Source organism: Saccharopolyspora sp. NPDC003752 (genome assembly GCF_053605825.1).
The window spans coordinates 145960-159820 of the sequence record NZ_JBSGJZ010000001.1 but is presented as its reverse complement, the minus strand read 5'-3'; the positions used below and the strand labels follow the sequence as shown (position 1 = coordinate 159820).

Annotated in this window: 13 protein-coding genes; 5 read left to right on the top strand and 8 right to left on the bottom strand. The window is 71.4% G+C overall.

Annotated features, from left to right (window positions below; genetic code table 11):
* Positions 1-185 precede the first annotated feature (185 nt).
* The 7 genes from ACWEV3_RS00755 to ACWEV3_RS00725 form a co-directional block, all read right to left on the bottom strand.
* Positions 186-1628 carry a hypothetical protein gene (locus tag ACWEV3_RS00755; RefSeq protein WP_452611863.1) on the bottom strand — a complete coding sequence of 481 codons (1443 nt, stop codon included), beginning with the start codon at positions 1626-1628 and terminating at the stop codon, positions 186-188.
* A 306-nt stretch (positions 1629-1934) separates the two neighbouring features.
* Positions 1935-2894: a carbohydrate kinase family protein gene (locus tag ACWEV3_RS00750; protein ID WP_452611862.1), complete on the bottom strand. Its 960-nt coding sequence runs from the start codon at positions 2892-2894 to the stop codon at positions 1935-1937.
* Positions 2895-2901: 7 nt separating this feature from the next.
* Positions 2902-3324 carry a RidA family protein gene (locus tag ACWEV3_RS00745; protein WP_132493820.1) on the bottom strand — a complete coding sequence of 141 codons (423 nt, stop codon included), beginning with the start codon at positions 3322-3324 and terminating at the stop codon, positions 2902-2904.
* The gene (locus ACWEV3_RS00740; protein ID WP_452611861.1) at positions 3321-4067 is read right to left on the bottom strand and encodes an SDR family oxidoreductase; all 747 of its coding nucleotides are present in this window, start codon (positions 4065-4067) and stop codon (positions 3321-3323) included. The genes ACWEV3_RS00745 and ACWEV3_RS00740 overlap by 4 nt, the downstream gene beginning before the upstream one ends.
* Complete coding sequence (locus ACWEV3_RS00735) at positions 4064-4693, bottom strand: DJ-1/PfpI family protein (RefSeq protein ID WP_452611860.1); 630 nt, start codon at positions 4691-4693, stop codon at positions 4064-4066. The genes ACWEV3_RS00740 and ACWEV3_RS00735 overlap by 4 nt, the downstream gene beginning before the upstream one ends.
* Positions 4693-5766, bottom strand: coding sequence for a hypothetical protein (locus ACWEV3_RS00730; protein ID WP_452611859.1), 1074 nt, complete (start codon positions 5764-5766; stop codon positions 4693-4695). The genes ACWEV3_RS00735 and ACWEV3_RS00730 overlap by 1 nt, the downstream gene beginning before the upstream one ends.
* A gap of 84 nt (positions 5767-5850) precedes the next feature.
* Positions 5851-6855 (bottom strand): Gfo/Idh/MocA family protein, encoded by a 1005-nt coding sequence (locus ACWEV3_RS00725; protein ID WP_452611858.1) that lies wholly within the window; start codon positions 6853-6855, stop codon positions 5851-5853.
* Between the two features lie 808 nt (positions 6856-7663).
* Here ACWEV3_RS00725 and ACWEV3_RS00720 point away from each other — a divergent pair.
* The 5 genes from ACWEV3_RS00720 to ACWEV3_RS00700 are packed head-to-tail and all read left to right on the top strand — an operon-like array spanning position 7664 to position 11746.
* Complete coding sequence (locus tag ACWEV3_RS00720) at positions 7664-8470, top strand: MTAP family purine nucleoside phosphorylase (RefSeq protein ID WP_452611857.1); 807 nt, start codon at positions 7664-7666, stop codon at positions 8468-8470.
* 34 nt (positions 8471-8504) lie between these two features.
* Complete coding sequence (locus ACWEV3_RS00715; RefSeq protein ID WP_452611856.1) at positions 8505-9248, top strand: phosphoribosylaminoimidazolesuccinocarboxamide synthase; 744 nt, start codon at positions 8505-8507, stop codon at positions 9246-9248.
* Positions 9229-9936 (top strand): SDR family oxidoreductase, encoded by a 708-nt coding sequence (locus ACWEV3_RS00710; RefSeq protein ID WP_452611855.1) that lies wholly within the window; start codon positions 9229-9231, stop codon positions 9934-9936. The genes ACWEV3_RS00715 and ACWEV3_RS00710 overlap by 20 nt, the downstream gene beginning before the upstream one ends.
* Positions 9937-9992: 56 nt before the next feature.
* Positions 9993-10865: a hypothetical protein gene (locus ACWEV3_RS00705; RefSeq protein WP_452611854.1), complete on the top strand. Its 873-nt coding sequence runs from the start codon at positions 9993-9995 to the stop codon at positions 10863-10865.
* Positions 10866-10888: 23 nt separating this feature from the next.
* Positions 10889-11746: a Cof-type HAD-IIB family hydrolase gene (locus tag ACWEV3_RS00700; protein WP_452611853.1), complete on the top strand. Its 858-nt coding sequence runs from the start codon at positions 10889-10891 to the stop codon at positions 11744-11746.
* Between the two features lie 200 nt (positions 11747-11946).
* On the opposite strand, the gene ACWEV3_RS00695 is transcribed toward ACWEV3_RS00700, so the two are convergent.
* Positions 11947-13140 carry an MFS transporter gene (locus ACWEV3_RS00695; protein WP_452612227.1) on the bottom strand — a complete coding sequence of 398 codons (1194 nt, stop codon included), beginning with the start codon at positions 13138-13140 and terminating at the stop codon, positions 11947-11949.
* Positions 13141-13861 lie beyond the last annotated feature (721 nt).

Sequence of the window (13861 nt, the reverse complement as noted above, 5' to 3'; positions counted from 1 at the left end):
GCTGGCACCGCCGCGGGTTCTCAGGCTGTGCCCACCCCGAAGGGGTTCTTGGCGAGGACAGCCCCGACGCCGCGTATTGGTCATACGTAAGTCGGGGATCCCACAGCCAGGCGGCGTCTGAGGTTCCGCTACCCGCACCGCCACGCAGGATGAGTTTGGAAGCAGGCCTCTCACTGGCGGCACGTTCACTTGTGGTGTGGGCCGGCGCCGATGTCGGCGCGGACCATCCCGGTGAGCTTGTCGAGTTGTGCGGCGACCTGTGGGGTGTCGGCCAGCTCGCCGTAGAGCCGGATCCCCCCTTCGGTCGAAGACGGGCGCAGCAGGAACCACTGCCCGTTCCCGAGCCAGCACTTGATGCCGTCCACCTCGGTGATCCGCTGCGGCCGGGTGCCGAGGACCTCGGCGAGTGCCCGGACGCCGATCGCCCGCAGCCGGTCCGGACCGGCCGATCCCGGCACGCGGGTCTCGAACCAGCGCAGCGCGCCGTTGCGCGTGCGCACGTCGTCGACCAGCACGGACAGCGGCGCCCGGGTGCGGTGCAGGACGTCGGCGAGCGCGGCGACGGCGGCGAACGGATCGCGGTCGAGGCCGTGCTCGGCGAAGCCCAGGTCGCCGACGCCGCCGCAGGCCGCCGCGGCGAGCCCCTGCGCGAGCAGCGGCGAGAGGTGTTTGAAGCCGATCGGGTGTTCGTCGATCTCGTAGCCGAGGCGTTCGGCGACCCGGTGCACGATCGTGCCGGTGGCGACGGTGATCGCGACCCGGCGCGCCGCACCGGTCGGCTCGTCCGAGCCGCGATGTTCCAGCAGCAGCGCGAACAATTCGTGCGGCAGCACCGAATCGCCGCGCTCGTCCAGCACGTACATCCGGTCCCCGTCGCCGTCCAGGACGATCCCGAGATCCGCGCCGGAGGCGAGGACTTCCCGCGTCGCGCGGGTCCGGCTGGCGGGCGAGGACGGGTCCGGGATCAACCCGCCGAAGTCCGGCATCGGTTGGCAGCCAACGGGAATCGGCTGCCACCCCAGCGTCGTGCACAGCTTCGCCATCGGAGTGCCCGCGACGCCGTGCAGCCCGTCCACGACGACGCGCAGCCGCCGGCGGGCAGGTTCGCGCGTCAGGGCAGCCGCGGCCGCCACGTGCGGATCGGTGAGGTCGGCGGCCGGTTTCCACGTCGTCGTCGCGCGCGCGTCGCCGGGCGGTGGGCTCGGGTCCGCGGGCCCGCTGAGCAGCTCGACCACGCGGCGCTCGGCCTCGCTGGTCAGCGGCGCGCCCGGGGCGACCTTCGCCTTGACGCCGTTCCAGTTCGGCGGGTTGTGGCTGGCAGTGATCAGCAGGGCGGCGTCCGCGGCGCCGGTGCGCACCGCGTGCGTCGCGGTGGGCGTCGGCAGGTGCGGCACCACGGTGTTGCGCCGCACGCCGAGAGCTTGGGCCGCCGCGGCGACCGCGTTCGCCGCGGCTTCGCCCTGCTCGCGGCCGTCGAATCCGATCAGCAGGTCGTCGCAGGGCTGGGCCTGCCGGACGACCCGCAGGATGCAGGCGGCCACGGTGGCGGCGTTCGCGGCGGTGAACTCGTCGCCGATCACGCCCCGCCAGCCGTCGGCGCTGGGGCGCGGTCCGAGTGGGGGGTTCACCTGGTTCTCTCCTACGGGGAGGTGGATGCCTGGTTCAAGAGCTCGTTGGCGAATGTCGTTTCGTTCTTCGTCTTTGAAGCGGCGCCAGCCGCTCAGCCCACCTGGCAACTTGCACCGCCGCGGTATCCCACGGCCAGGCGGCGTCTGAGGTTCCGCCCGGCTCGTCCCGGAGGCGCCTGGCGCCTGGCAGGAGGTGGCGGTTTCGCGCGAAACCGCCACCGGGCCCCACGCGAAACGCCGGTTTCGCGCGAAACCGCCGCCCCGCACACCTCCCACACGCGCCCGCGCACCATTCAGAAGCGGCCCTCAAGCCAGTGCACCGACCACTTCGGACAGTGCGGCGAGGTGGCCGCGGGCGCCCGGCGCGGTCACCGCCAGCGCGCCTGCCCGGTTTCCCAGCCGGAGGCGGATTTCCGGCTCGAACCCGGCGAGCGCCGCCAGCACGTAGCTCGCGGCGAAGGCGTCGCCCGCGCCGGTCGGGTCCACCACCTCGACCGGCACCGAGGGGCAGTCCCAGCGCCGGCCCGAGCGCACCAGCCGGGAGCCGCCGTCGCCGAGGGTGATGACGAAGTCCTGGTCGTCCCGCGCCCGCCCGGTGGCCTCCAGCGCCCGCTGGAGGTGCCCGAACTCGTCCCGGTTGGCCAGCACCACGTCGCACTCGGGCAGCAGCTCCGCGATGACCGGATCCCGGGAGTAGATGCCGCCCGGGTTCCAGCACAGCAGCGGCCGGTGCGGCGCGGCGCGCGCGAGCCGCACCGCCTCCTGCAACGCCGCGCGGCTGGGGTCGAACAGCACCACGGCGTCGTAGCCGTCGAAGTCGATCGCGCCGAGGTGGGCCTCGGTGAGCAGCTCGTTCGCGCCGCGCACCAGCAGCATGTAGTGCTTCTCGTCGAAGACCGGGATCACCGCGTGCCCCGTCGACGCGCCCGGGTGCCGGACGATGAGCGAGGTGTCCACGCCCCGCTCGGCCAGGTCGGCCACGATCCAGTCGCCGTGCTCGTCCACTCCGACGGCCGCGGCCAGGCCGGCCCGCACGCCGAGCGCGGCGAACGCCGACGCGCAGTTGCCGGCGTGCCCGCCGACGGAGGTGATCGACTCGGTGACGAGAACGGCGCCCTCGTCGTCGGGTTCCTTCTGGGCGAGCAGGATCGTGTCGACGTTCAGCGATCCGACGAGCAGCACCCGCGCGCGCCCCGCCACGTCGGCGAGCTCCGCCGCCGGGGAGGCCACCCCGGTCGGTGTTCCGGGGCCGAGCCGGCTGGACATCGCGGGTTCACCCCCTCCCCGCGGGCACGATCGCGATGGCGCTGATCTCCACGCGGCACCCGGTTTCGGCCAGCCGCGCGACCTCGACGAGCGTGCTGGTGGGGGAGAGGCCGGCGAGGACCTCGTTGCGGACCGCGGAAACGCGGTCGAAGTCTCCTGCCAGGTCGGAGAGGTAGACGGTCAGGCTGACCACGTCGGCGAGCTCCCCGCCGGCGGCGGCCAGCACCGCCCGGATCCGGTCGAAGACCACCTCGGTCTGCTTGCCAGCGTCGTCCGGCGCGACGACCCCGCCGTCCGCGTCGGTCGCCACCTGCCCGGTCACGAACACCCACCGGGCGTCGGCGGGCACGCGCACGGCGATGCCCGGCGAGTAGTTGCCGATCGGCTTGGAGTGCCCCTCGGGCACCAGGAAGTCCTTCTGCAGCGTCATGCGGGAACTCTTTCTGGATAGGGCCCGTACGTGGATGTCGTTGCGGCCAAGCGGATTTCGCGGACTTCGACGTGCGGGGGCAGCGCGAACAGGCCGTCGACGACCTGCGCGACGTCGCGTGCGGAGAGCGCGCCCGCCCGGGTGCCCGGCCGCGCGTCCGCGTGCGACCCGCTGAAGTGGGTGTCCACCCGGCTCGGCAGCACCAGGCTGATCCGCAGCCCGGCCGCGCGGTGCTCCCGTCGGGCGACCTCCAGCAGGGCGAGGGTGCCCGCCTTCGCGGCCGAGTACGCCGCGCGGTCGGGGAACGGGTGCACCGCGGAGTCCGAGAGCACGCCCACCACCAGCGGGTGCGCCGCCCGGCGCAGCGCCGGGAGCGCGGCCTGCAGGACGTGGAAGGCACCGTCGAGGTTGGTGCGCAGCGCGGCGGACCACTCCGGCGCCGGGACCTCCGCCAGCGGCCGCCACACCCCGGCTCCGGCGTTGAGCACCAGCCCGGTCAGCGCCTCGGAACCCGTTGCGCAGGAACGGATCCCCACCTCGACCTGGTCCCGGTCTCCGACGTCGACCGCCTGCTCCACCACGGCCGCGCCGTGGCCGCGCGCCAGCTCCGCGGTCTCGCCGAGGTCGTCCCGGCTGCGCGCCCACAGGACCAGGTCGTGGCCGGTGCGGGCCAGGGCGATCGCGATCTCGCGGCCGATCCCGCGGCTCGCGCCCGTGACGAGCACCCGCCCCCGGCCGCTCATGGCGAACCCCGCAGCTCCGGCCGTGCGATGCGTCCCGGCACGATCTCCATTCCTTCCGACACCGTCGCCACCAGGTGCGGCGCGAGGTCATCGATCAGCTGAAAGGCGAGGTCGACGGACTTCACCGAGGTGCGGTGGTCGCCGCCGACGGTGCACAGCCGCCCGTCCCGGACCAGCCCGGCCGCCACCACGCCCACCGAGCCGGGGGCGAGCGCCCCGCGCTTCGCGTGGTGCACGGCGATCGTGCGGCCCCGGGCGGTACCGGCTGCGGCGATCAGCAGCGCGCCGGAACACACGCCGTAGACCGGCGTTCCCGCGGCGCTCGCATCGCGGACCGCGGCCAGCAGCTCCTCGTCCAGCGCCGCATCGGCGGCCCCGCGACCGCCCGGGATCACGACCGCGTCGGCAGCGGTGAAGTAGCGCAGATCCGCTGCCACCCCGATCGGCACGCCGCCGGACGTGCTGAGGTGCGGGACCGGGCCGGCCAGCCGCACCTCCAGCTCGCCCGGCGCGACGCTCGCGGCCTTGGCCAGCACCGCGTACGCGCCGAACAGGTCCAGCTCGTTCACGCCGGGATAGGCCAGCACCGCGATCCGGGCCGGGTGCGCTCCGTCGGCGGACCGCATCACCGACCGGTCGCCACGTCGGCGGCTTCGAGCTTGCGGAAGCCCTCCTCGACCATGTCCGGCGTGTAGCTCGGGTGCCCACCGGCCGGGGACTTCAGCACCCGCACCGCGGCCACCGGGAACCCGGGCAGCTCGGCGCGGCGGCTCGCGGCGGCGACGCGGATCAGGTCGATGATCACCCCGGCCGCGTTGCTGGAGTCCTGCACCTGCAGCTTCAGGTCCAGCGAGATCGGCGTGCCCGCCCACCCGAGGCCCTCGATGTTCAGCACGGCCACCTTGTGGTCCTTGAGGTGCCCGATGTACCCGGCGGACGGGATGACCTCGATCTTGTCCGGGCTGATGTTGTCCTGGGCCAGCGCGTTGATCTTGGAATCCCGCTTGCTCGCGCCGTGGTCGCGCAGGTTGCGGAAGTCCTCGTTGCCGCCGAAGTTCAGCTGGTAGGAGCTGGCCAGGGTGAGGCCGCGCTCGGCGATCAGCCCGAGCAGCGCCCGGTGCACCACCGACGTGCCGAAGTGGCTTGCGAGGTCGTCGCCGACGAGCGGGACGCCGGCGGACTCGTAGGCGGTGAGCATCTCGGGCGACCGCGCGACGATCTCCGGCGTGCAGTTGACGAACGCGACCTTGGCCTCCAGCGCCGCCTTCGCGTACGCGTCGGCCGCCCACTGCAGCCCGGTCGGCAGCGAGTAGAGCAGCACCTCGGCGTCGCTCTCGCGCAGCTCGGTGACGATCCGCCGGAACGCCTCGGACTCCGGGTCGGCGTCCGCCTCCGCGAGGCCGGCGGTGACCTCGAACTTCGGGTCGGGCAGGTCGACTTCGAGGCGCGGGTAGTTGTTCGGCTCGGCCAGGACGGCCTCGGCGAACGGCTTGCCGACCTTGTTGGGGTGCAGGTCGAACGCGGCCACGAACTCGATGTCGCTCACCCCGAGGCCGCCGATGCGGGCGCGCTTGATCCCCGGGAACTCCAACTCCGGCACGCCCTGGGCGGCCAGCTTCGCGTAGAGCTGGGCACCCTGGAACAGCGCGGAGATGTTGTTGCCGACACCTGCCACGGCCAGTCGTAGCTTGGCGGTCATTTCTCTCCTATCTTCAACTGTCGTGCGATTACCGGCCGCCGGCCGCCGGGCGCGGTGCGCCCGGTCGGCCGGCGGCCATTCGTTTCACCTCTCGCCGTGCGCGAGCGCCTGGTGCAGGAGCTGTTGGGCGACAAGGGCATCGTCGAATCCGGCGATCAGCCCGGCATGCTGTCCGTCCACTTCGGACAGCCGGTCGAGGATGGCCGGGTACGGGTTCATGTCGTGCGCCGGGAACGCCGTGACGACGGGACCGGCCGTGCCCACGGTGCTCACCAGCAGCCGTGCGCTGCCGTCGTCGGGGGAGGCCTCGACCACCAGGACGGCGCGCGCGGCCTGCACGACCACCTGGAAGCACCGGCGCCCGGCGGCGATCCGGGAGACGAACACCCGCGCGTGCCGGTCGCCCGCGTCGGCGAGCCAGACGTCTGCGACGTCCTCCGTCTCGCACCGCACCGGCCCGCTCGGCCCGCGGCGTTCCTTGCACGCCACCGCCGTCCGCGCTCCGGTGACCTGCCAGTCTCCCGGCGCGATCCAGCGGAGGACGTCGAAGAGGTGCACGCCCTGGTCGGCCAGCGCGCCCGCGCCCGCGTGCTCGCGCCGGTGGCGCCACGGGAAGGCGGTCTCCGGGCCGGCCAGGAAGTCGTGGTGGAAGGTGAGTTCCACGTGGTGCACCTCGCCGAACTCGCCGGCCTGCAGGAGGCGCCGCAGTTCCCGCAGCGCGGGGTTGATGCGCCACTGGAAGACGACGGCGGCCCGCTGCGCGCTCGGGTGGCCGGCCAGCCGAGCGGCCGCGGCGACGTCGTGGGCGAGCGGCTTGTCCGTGATCACCGCCAAGCCGCTGTCGAGCGCGGCCGCCGCCAGCTCCTCGTGCGTGTCGGGCGGCGACGAGATCACCGCGGCGTCCACCCCGCCATCGGCGATCGCGCCCACCACGTCGGTCGTGACCGTGCCGATCCCGTACCGGGCGGCCAATTCCTCGGCGCGTGCGCGGTTGGAGTGGTAGCCGAGCACGCGCACATCGGCGGCGCATCTGTCGAGCCATTCGAGGTGCTGCTGCCCGAATCCCGCTCCGGCCACGAGGAAACGCACGTGAACTCTCCTTCTGCAACGCCGGCGCAGCGGCCGCATGAGAAATGGGCTGCGGCGATGGGAAAATGCGTCGCGGGCCCGCGCGGTCGAACTGCGAGAATGTTTGTTTCCCATTTGAGAACGATAACCAGTGCACATTTCCGCACTTTTGTTTGAAGTTATCACCGGCCCCCACCGGCCGCAAGGGAGCCGGGGCCCTACCAGGTCCGGGCAAATTCGGTGCTCGGCCCCGCCGAAGGAGTGGTGTTTTTCCCGCACTTCCCGGAACTGGTGATGGCGGCATTCGCGATCGTCCAGTTCGGTCGAACGGGACGCCGTTTGCCGTCGTGCGGGGCGTGCCCGACCGCGGGGTTAACGCGGCGTACACGCCCGGGACGCGAATCGGCGAACACCCTTCGCGGTCGCGGCCTGCGGCCGTTCCGGTGGCGACGGCCCTGTTCGGCCGCGTGCCGGGGGCCTTTCGGTGCCGCAGGGTCACCATTCGGCCACTTGAATATGATGTGGGACACTCTGCGATTTTTGACCCCGGTTGGTATCCTGCCAGGCTTTCGAGCGGGCGTTCGGCCGCCTTCTGCTGGATGGCCGGATAATGTGTGCTAAACGGGCTCAGTGGTGGCGAACGGACAGTTTCTTGACATCGGATGCGGTGTCGGTAGCATTTGAAAAAGATGCTGGACTGGACCAACTGCGCCCATCGGTCCAACGAGTTTTCGCTCCGCCGCGCGGAGCCGTGCCCGGCTTCCGGAAATACGCGTGATGTTCGGTTCGGCGGCGTGCGCCGCCCTTCCCATTCGAGACAGGAGTGAATGTGATTGACATCGGAATCATCGGTGGGACGGGGTTCTACAAGTTCTTCGACCAGTCGGAGCAGGTGACCGTTACGACGAAGTACGGCGACCCGAGCGCCCCGATCACCATCACGGAATGGGCCGGGAAGACGATCGGCTTCCTGCCCCGGCACGGGCGCAACCACGAGTACCTGCCGCACCGGGTCCCGTACCCGGCGAACCTCGCCGCGCTGCACGACCTCGGCGCGCAGCAGATCCTCGGCTTCAACGTCATCGGCAGCCTCTCGCCGGAGGTGGGCAAGGGCCACTTCGTGCTGATCGACCAGCTCATCGACCTCACCTGGGGCCGCAACTGGACGATCTTCGACGAGCCCGGCGGCGCCCACGCCGACGCCGCGCACCCGTACTGCGAGCGGCTGCGCCGGCAGGCCATCGAGGCGCTGAAGGACACCGACGAGGTCGTGCACCCGCGCGCCACGGCCGCGGTCATCAACGGCCCCCGGTTCCAGACCAAGGCCGAGAGCCGCATGTACCGCAACTGGGGAGCCGACGTCATCAACATGACGCAGTCCACCGAGGCGTCGCTCGCACGCGAGCTGGAGCTCTGCTACGTCAACCTCTCCTACTGCACCGACTACGGCGTCATCTCCGAAGACCTGGCCCCGGAAAGCGGCGACGCGCCGGTGAAGCACGTCGACGTCGTGGCGCAGTTCCAGCGCAACCTCCACCGCGTCGAGCCGGTGGTCCGCACCGTGACGCAAGCGCTCCGGGACGACCCCTCCTGCGGATGCCGCTCGGCTCTGGACGGCTGCTGGGTGCGTGCCTGAGCCCGGCACGGCGCGATCGACGAGGAGAGGACGAATGGGCGACTCAGTGCATGACGTGGCAGTCGAGGACCTCGCGGAGATCCAGGCCCGGGAGCCGGACGTCGTCGGGCGCAGCAAGCGGGTCTGGCGGATCGGCGAGGACGCCTGCCTCATCGAGCTGGTGCCGAGCCTGCGCAGCTTCACCTACGACCGGGACGAGCTGATCGAGTCGACCGGTTCGCTGCGGATGGACTTCTACGAGCTGGCGGCGCAGCAGTTGGCGGAAGCCGGCGTGCGGACGGCTTTCCGGCGCCGCACCGGCCCGATCGGCTACCTGGCGGACTACCGCCCGGCGCCGCCGTTCGAGGTCATCGTCAAGAACGTGGCCACTGGATCGACCACCAGGAAGTACCCCGGCCTGTTCGCCGAGGGGCACCGGTTCGAGCCGCCGGTGGTGAAGTTCGACTTCCGCATCGACCCGGAGGACCAGCCCATCGGCGAGGACTACCTGCGGGCGGCCGGGGTTCCCGTCGCGGCGTTCCACGACCTGGCCCTGCGGACCAACGCCGCGCTGCGGCACTGGATGGCGCCGCTGGACCTCTGGGACTTCTGCCTCGTGGTCGCGGTCGACACCGACGGCGAGCCCACGGTGATCTCCGAGGTTTCGCCGGACTGCATGCGGGTTCGCGACCAGCACGGCAACGCGCTGGACAAGGACCTCTTCCGCGCGGGCGACGGCGCCGACGTGATCACGCAACGCTGGCAGGAGTTGATCGCGCATGTCCGAGACGCGCGCTGACCGCCTGCCCCGCGTCGCGCTGGTGACCGGCGCCAACCGCGGCACGGGCAAGGCGATCGCGGAGCGCCTGACGCGGGCCGGCGTGCGGGTGTGGACGCTGAGCAGGCGTCCGGCCCCGGGCCCGCGGTCGCTGCCGTGCGACCTGGCGGACGTCGATGCGGTGCGGGACCGCGTCGCCGAGGTGGTCGAGGCGGAAGGCGACCTGGACCTGGTGGTCGCCAACGCCGTGGACCGCTACTTCGCCACGGTCGCCGAGCTCGACCTCGCCCGCTGGTCGCAGGCGCTCACGGTGAACCTCACCTCCGTGCTCGCCCTCGTGCAGGCGGCGTTGCCGGCGCTGCGCCGCACGAACGGCAGCATCGTGCTGATGGGCAGCCACGCGGGCACGCGGTACTTCGAGGGCGGCGTCTCCTACAGCGCGGCGAAGGCGGCGATGAAGGCGGTGTGCGAGTCGCTGCTGCTGGAGGAGCGGCCGAACGGCGTGCGCACCACGCTGATCAGCCCGGGTGCGATCGCCAACGAGGACGACGACCGCTCGAAGCTGAAGATGACGGTGGAGTCCGTGGCCGAAGTGGTCTGGCAGGCCGCCTGCGTGCCGTCGGACACGGTGATCGGCGAGCTGGAGTGCCGTCCGTCCGCATTGGCCGCGCCCACCGTCAGCGGCATCGACCGACTCCAGGCGGTGTGACCACAGTGGACATCGAATCGAGCGGAGGCGGTGGTGCGCGCCGCCCCGGGACAGGCGTGGGCCCGGATCCCCGGACCTGGGCCCGCGAGGACATCGACGCGATCTCCCGCCGCGCCGCGCTGCTGACCGAGGCCGATCCCGCGCTGATCGGCGCGATCGTCGAGCTCGCGGCCAGGTGGGGGCGGTCGGGAGGCCGCCACCGGCCGTGGGAGGGCGACGCCATCGACGCGCTCCGCAGCCGCGGAGCCGCGGTCGACGAGGAGTCCGTGGCGCTGAGCATGCGGGCCGGGCGCGCGGTCCTGTCCGGGCTGGCGATCGCGCCGTCGCCCTACCCGAGCAGTCCCCTCGGCAGCGCGGCCGACGCGCTGGCCGCCGACGTGCTCGACGCGATCTGCTGCGAGTACGCGGGCCGGCGGTTCCGCGTGGAGGTGGAAGCGGAACTCGCCGTGCTGGAGCGCTGTGCGAGCAGATCCGCCGTGCGCAGTGCGATCGCCGGCAAGCGGCAGGTGGTTCAGCGCCTCACCAAGGAGCTGCGCAGGCTTTCCGACGAGGAACCGCAACTCCCGGAAGGTGGCGAGCCGCTCGTGCACGACGACGGGGAGCACGTCTCGGTCCGGTTCGCCCCGGCGAGCTCCACCCGGAACACCGTCGTCAGCTTCACCAGCCCGGTGCGGCTCGACGTGGCGGCGGGCGGCGTGGTGGCACTGGACCTGCTCGACACGCCGGACCTCCTCGCGACGGTGACGGTGCCGGGATCGGGGCCCGCCAAGGCGGATTACGACTCCGGCTGGCTGTGGATCACGGTCGCGGCGGAGACGGCGACGGCACGCCGCACCGGGGTCGCCGACGTGGACGCGCTGCTCGACGGGTTCCACCTCACGGCCCTGCACGTCTACCCGCGGGAACCGCTGATCGTGAGCGACTGGTGACGGGGGGCTCGGCGGGGGTGCCGGTGCCCATCGATCTCGTCGCGACCGACCTGGACGGCACGCTGCTCACCGGCGACGGCGAGCTCGGCGACCGCGTCCGGGCGGCTGTCCGGCGCGCGCAGGAGCACGGCGTCCACGTCGCCTTCATCACCGGCCGTCCCTTCCGCGAGACGATCTCGATGCTGGCCCGGGCGGGGCTGCGCGGCTTCACCGCCGCGAGCAACGGCGCCCTGATCAGCGACGAGCGCGGGGAGATCCGGTACGAGCAGGTGCTGACCGAGACCAGCGCGGCCTGGGCCGTCGAACGGCTGCGGGCGGGGATCGGGTCGGTCTCCATCGGCGCGGTCAGCGCCGAGGAACTGGCGCTGGACCCGGACTTCCCGGCCGACCTCGCGAGCAACTGGCGCGATCAGCTGGGGGCCGGGTCCGTGCCGGACCTGGTGCGCGGCGGGCGGGTGCTCAAGCTGCTGGTCGCCCACCCGCACCGGCCGGCGGGTGAGCTGGCGACCGCGACGGCGGAGCTGCTGGGCGGCGGTTTCGCCGTCACCTACTCGACGACGCGCTTCCTGGAGGTCTCGCACCGGTCGGCGGACAAGGGCGTGGCGGTCGAGCTGATCGCCGACGCGCTGCAGGTGGAGCTCAGCCGCGTCGCGTGCGTCGGCGACATGCCCAACGACCTGCCGATGCTGGGCCGCGGCGGCCTCGCGGTCGCGGTGGCCAACGCGGCGGATTCCGTGCTCGCGGCGGCCGACCTCGTCATCCCGACCAACGAGGAGCACGGAGTCGCGACGCTGCTGGACGCGGTGGTCGAGCAGCGGAAGGCCGCCCGCGCCGACGCGCACGAGCGACCCCCGCCGCCTCAACGGTTGTCATGGATGTGACGGCGTTCGTCGGGTCAGGCCGACCGACGCCGTGTCCCGGATCCACCGCAATTTCCATTGAAATCGAAGGTCCGATTTCCATTGAACTTGCGGGAGTTACCCACAGGAACCGGCGTGTCGGGGTGCGACACGCCGATGATCCGCAAGTTCCATTGAAATTGGACCCACGATTTCAATGGAACTTGCGGGGACCGGCCGCCTCAGCGGGCGGTCGACTGCTCGGATTCCGTTGGGGTGCTTGATGCTTCGGAGCCGATCAGCCGCAGGCCGACGACGTAGATCACGAACCCGACCAGCGCGAACAACGCCATGGCACCGAAGGCGAAGTTGATCGGCAGCGAGCTCACCGCCGCGCCCGCCGTCGCCGCGCCCGCCGCGTTGCCGACCAGGAAGATCGTCACCAGCCAGGCGAACGCTTCCGTGACGGTGCCCGGCGGGCAGATCCGGCCCACCAGCACGTACGAACAGGTGAGGGCTGGGGCGAGGAAGAGCCCGCCGATGAAGGCGAGGACGGTCATCGCGATGGCACCGGGCGTCAGCATCAGCGGCAGGTACAGCGCGGCCAGCGTGCCGAGCAGCACCAGGAGCCGCTTGCTGTCCCGGCTCTGCCACACCCGGGCCCCGTAGACGATGCCGCCGATCATCGCGCCGACCGCGTTCGCGCTCAGCAGCACGCCGTTCATGCTGGGTAGGGACACGTGCTCGGAGTAGGCGACGGCGAGGATGCTGAACGCCCCCATGGCCGCGCCGACGCCGCAGTTGCACACCAGCACGACGGTCAGCAGCGGCGAGCGGAGCGGGCCGAGCCAGTGCCGTTCAGCGTGCACCGGCCGCCAGCGCCAGACCGGCGGGGCGAGGCAGAAGACCACCACGCCGATCAGGCCGAACATCCCGGTCGCCAGCACGACGTAGGCGGAGGGGGCGATGGCGATGCCGCCGGCCACCAGCAGGGGGCCGCTGATGAAGATGACCTGCTGGGTGGAGGAGTCCAGCGCGTAGCCGGCTTCGAGCTGTTCCTTGGGCAGGATGTCCGCCCACAGGCTGCGCAGGCACGCCTCCAGCGGCGGGGTGAGGGCGCCCGCCAGCACCACCGAGGCGCCGAGCGGCAAATAGTCGTCGACGGGGAGGAACGCGGCCCCGAAGAAACCGATCGCCGAGCCGGCGGCGGAAATGAGCATGACAATCGGTTGGCCGAACCGGTCGACGAGTCTGCCGAGCAGTGGAGAACCGCCCGCGGTGCTCAAGGCGTAAATCGCGGTGAAAAGGCCGGCGACCTCGTAACCGGCCTGCTGCTGCCGGAGATGGATGGCGATCGCGATCGGAGCCATTCCGTTCGGCAATCTGCCGACAATGCTTGATCCGAGCAGGTGAGCGACATACTTCTGCCGAAGCATGGCCACGTACTGCACTGTTTCTACCTCCTGCGAGATCGGCGGCGGGAAACGACCGGCGCTCCGGTTGGCGGCCTTGTCGTGTTCTCGCCCGTTCCTGCCTAGGTGACGGATCAGCCGGGGCGAGCGTACCGGCGGAGATTTCGCCGACGTTGGCGACCCGGTGGAGATCCTAGTCGCGCGCGAGGGAGCGGGCGAGGTTTCCGGCGCCCTCTCGTGAAATGTGATCAACTCCGCCCGGGCGCGTTCCACTGGCCGATCCAGCCTTGATGACCTGCGAATAGTGCTGTCCCAGTGGTCTTTACCGGGAATATTCCAAAAGCGCCGGTATACGTCGATTCGACCCTTCGCGCCACTCGTTCTGGCGATTGACGCACATCGGTGTACGCCCTTTCGGCTTCGGTGTGGGGCGTCTGAAAATTCCGCTCGCCCCGACGGCGGACCGCGTAATGCGTTGCAGCGAATGGGTGAACATGGAGTTCGCTCCCGCTAACCGCCCAGCGTGGCGCGGGTGGAAGAACCAGCAGATGTCGGTTTTGTTCGACAACGCGTTCTCGTCCGTCGGGCAAATGGAGCGCTCGACTTCATTGCGGGGCTGCTGTAGGGTCGGCTCCAGTGTTGGGGAAATGTGAATTCACCCGCTCAATGTTCCGGGAGTCTTCTCCAGCGCCGGCGCCCCGTGAAAATTGGCGGGGCTGCCTTTCGAAGATGAGCGCACCCCGAT

Bases quoted from the DNA above. Each gene is read 5' to 3' on its own strand.
- ACWEV3_RS00750 (WP_452611862.1), bottom strand. From the start codon at position 2,894: ATGTCCAGCCGGCTCGGCCCCGGAACACCGACCGGGGTGGCCTCCCCG.
- ACWEV3_RS00745 (WP_132493820.1), bottom strand. From the start codon at position 3,324: ATGACGCTGCAGAAGGACTTCCTGGTGCCCGAGGGGCACTCCAAGCCG.
- ACWEV3_RS00740 (WP_452611861.1), bottom strand. From the start codon at position 4,067: ATGAGCGGCCGGGGGCGGGTGCTCGTCACGGGCGCGAGCCGCGGGATC.
- ACWEV3_RS00735 (WP_452611860.1), bottom strand. From the start codon at position 4,693: ATGCGGTCCGCCGACGGAGCGCACCCGGCCCGGATCGCGGTGCTGGCC.
- ACWEV3_RS00730 (WP_452611859.1), bottom strand. From the start codon at position 5,766: ATGACCGCCAAGCTACGACTGGCCGTGGCAGGTGTCGGCAACAACATC.
- ACWEV3_RS00715 (WP_452611856.1), top strand. From the start codon at position 8,505: ATGGGCGACTCAGTGCATGACGTGGCAGTCGAGGACCTCGCGGAGATC.
- ACWEV3_RS00710 (WP_452611855.1), top strand. From the start codon at position 9,229: ATGTCCGAGACGCGCGCTGACCGCCTGCCCCGCGTCGCGCTGGTGACC.
- ACWEV3_RS00695 (WP_452612227.1), bottom strand. From the start codon at position 13,140: ATGCTTCGGCAGAAGTATGTCGCTCACCTGCTCGGATCAAGCATTGTC.